Origin of the sequence: Stenotrophomonas sp. SPM, assembly GCF_003105135.1 — a bacterium.
Taxonomy (GTDB): domain Bacteria; phylum Pseudomonadota; class Gammaproteobacteria; order Xanthomonadales; family Xanthomonadaceae; genus Stenotrophomonas.
In genome coordinates, this window is record NZ_QETL01000193.1 from 1 (window position 1) to 2,076 (window position 2,076).

Here is a 2,076-nt window from a genome sequence, read left to right on the forward strand (position 1 = left end):
CCTGGCGCAGGCAGGCGCGCTGCAGCAGGCGGGGCGGCCGGCCGCAGCACATGCTGCGCTGGCCGAAGCACGCCAGCTGCTGCTGGCCCAGCGCGGGGCACAGGCCCCGGCCCTGCGCGAGCTGGATGCGCGGCTGGCCGCGCTGGCGCAGGCTGAACCGGCCGTACAGCCCTCCGCTGCCCGTTAACGTTTGTCTGCCTATGATGGCCGACCTTCCCCTTGCTTCCGCGCCTGCATGCAACGACGCGACTTCCTCCGCAATGCCTCCCTGGCCCTGGCCGCCTTCGGCCTGCCGACCCTGCCGGCCTGCGCAGCCGGGAAGAGTGGACAGCTCGGCCTGCGCCGGCTCGGCCAGCCGCAGCCGTTCGATTTCGCCACCCTGAAGGGCCAGGCCCGCGCGCTGGCGCAGGCGCCCTACCAGAGCCACAAGCGGGTGCTGCCCAAGCCGCTGGAAGCCTTGGACTGGGACCAGTACCAGTCGATTGGCTACCGCCAGGACCATGCTCTGTGGGCCGACCAGCCCGGCAAGTTCCAGGCGAAGTTCTTCCACCTGGGCCTGTACTTTCATTCGCCGGTGCGGATGTTCGACGTGGTCGATGGCAAGGCGCAGGAACTGGCCTACGACGGTGCGGCGTTCAACTACGGCAAGAGCGGTCTGAAGAACGGCGAGCTGCCGGCGGACCTGGGCTTCGCCGGTTTCCGCCTGAACACCCGCAAGGACACCGACCGAGACTTCGCCGCCTTCCTCGGTGCCAGCTACTTCCGCGCCGTCGGCAAGGAAGGGCAGTATGGCCAGTCCGCACGCGCGCTGGCCATCGATACCGGCATGGGCAAGCCGGAGGAATTCCCGGATTTCATCGCCTACTACCTGGAGCAGCCTTCGGCCGACTCGGACACGATCGTGGTCTACGGCCTGCTCGATTCGCCCAGCGCGGCTGGCGCCTACCGCTTCGCCATCACCAATGGCGAGGTGCTGCTGATGGATATCGACAGCGCGCTTTACCCGCGCAAGGCCATCGAACGCCTGGGCATCGCCCCATGCACCAGCATGTACCAGGTGGGCGAGAACGACCGCCGCATGGGCTGGGACTGGCGTCCGGAAATCCACGACACCGATGGCCTGTCGATGTGGACCGGTGCCGGCGAATGGATCTGGCGACCGCTGGTGAACCCGCGCAACCTGCGCTTCAACATGTTCGTCGATCACAACCCGCGCGGCTTCGGCCTGCTGCAGCGTGACCGCAATTTCGACCATTACCAAGATGACGGCGTGTTCTACGAGAAGCGCCCGTGCCTGTGGGTGGAACCGAAGGGCGAGTGGGGCGATGGCTCGGTGCAGCTGGTGGAGATTCCCACCGTGGACGAGACCTTCGACAACATCGTGGCGTTCTGGAACCCGAAGGAAAAGCCGCAGCCCGGCCAGGAGCTGCTGGTGGGCTACCGCCTGTTCTGGGGCGCAGAGCCGCCCGCCCGCACACCGCTGGCGCACTGCGTGGCGACCCACACTGGCCTCGGTGGCGTGGTGGGCAAGAAGCGCGAGTACTTCAGCTGGCGCTTCGCGGTGGATTTCGAAGGCGGCGAGCTGGCCAGCCTGATCGACAAGGGCGAGGTGGAGGCGGTGGTGGAAGCCAGCCGCGGCCGGGTGGAGATCGTGTCGGCGCGGCCGCTGCGCGAGATCAAGGGCTACCGCGCGATGTTCGACCTGGTGCCGCCGGAGGGCAGTACCGAGCAGATCGACATCCGCCTGTACCTGCGCAGTGGTGGCAAGCCGCTCACCGAGACCTGGCTGTACCAGTACACCCCGCCGCCGGCGGGCGCGCCGGAGCGCACGCTGTACTAAGAGGGGGGGCAGGGCTTGCAGCCCTGCACCTACTGACGTCAACGTCAACGTCAAACGCGGGCATTCCGCGGGATGGCGGGGTGGGTCCGGTTGCGGGGGACGGCGTAAATACGTCCATGTAGCCTCGGTCGCGCCATCCATGGCGCTCACGCCCCCTCAACCGGACCCACCCCGCCTTCGACAGTTTTGCGCGATCTGTCGGAGCACGGGCTGTGACCCCATTTGAATATCGATAT

General features: G+C 67.4%; 2 protein-coding genes. Both read left to right on the plus strand.

Annotated features, from left to right (window positions below; translation table 11 throughout):
• Positions 1-187, plus strand: a 187-nt coding sequence (locus DCO49_RS20385) for a hypothetical protein (protein ID WP_165835764.1), incomplete at its 5' end; no start/stop codon positions are given.
• A 48-nt stretch (positions 188-235) separates the two neighbouring features.
• Positions 236-1,840, plus strand: coding sequence for a glucan biosynthesis protein D (locus tag DCO49_RS19855; RefSeq protein ID WP_116865446.1), 1,605 nt, complete (start codon positions 236-238; stop codon positions 1,838-1,840).
• The last annotated feature ends 236 nt before the right edge of the window (positions 1,841-2,076 follow it).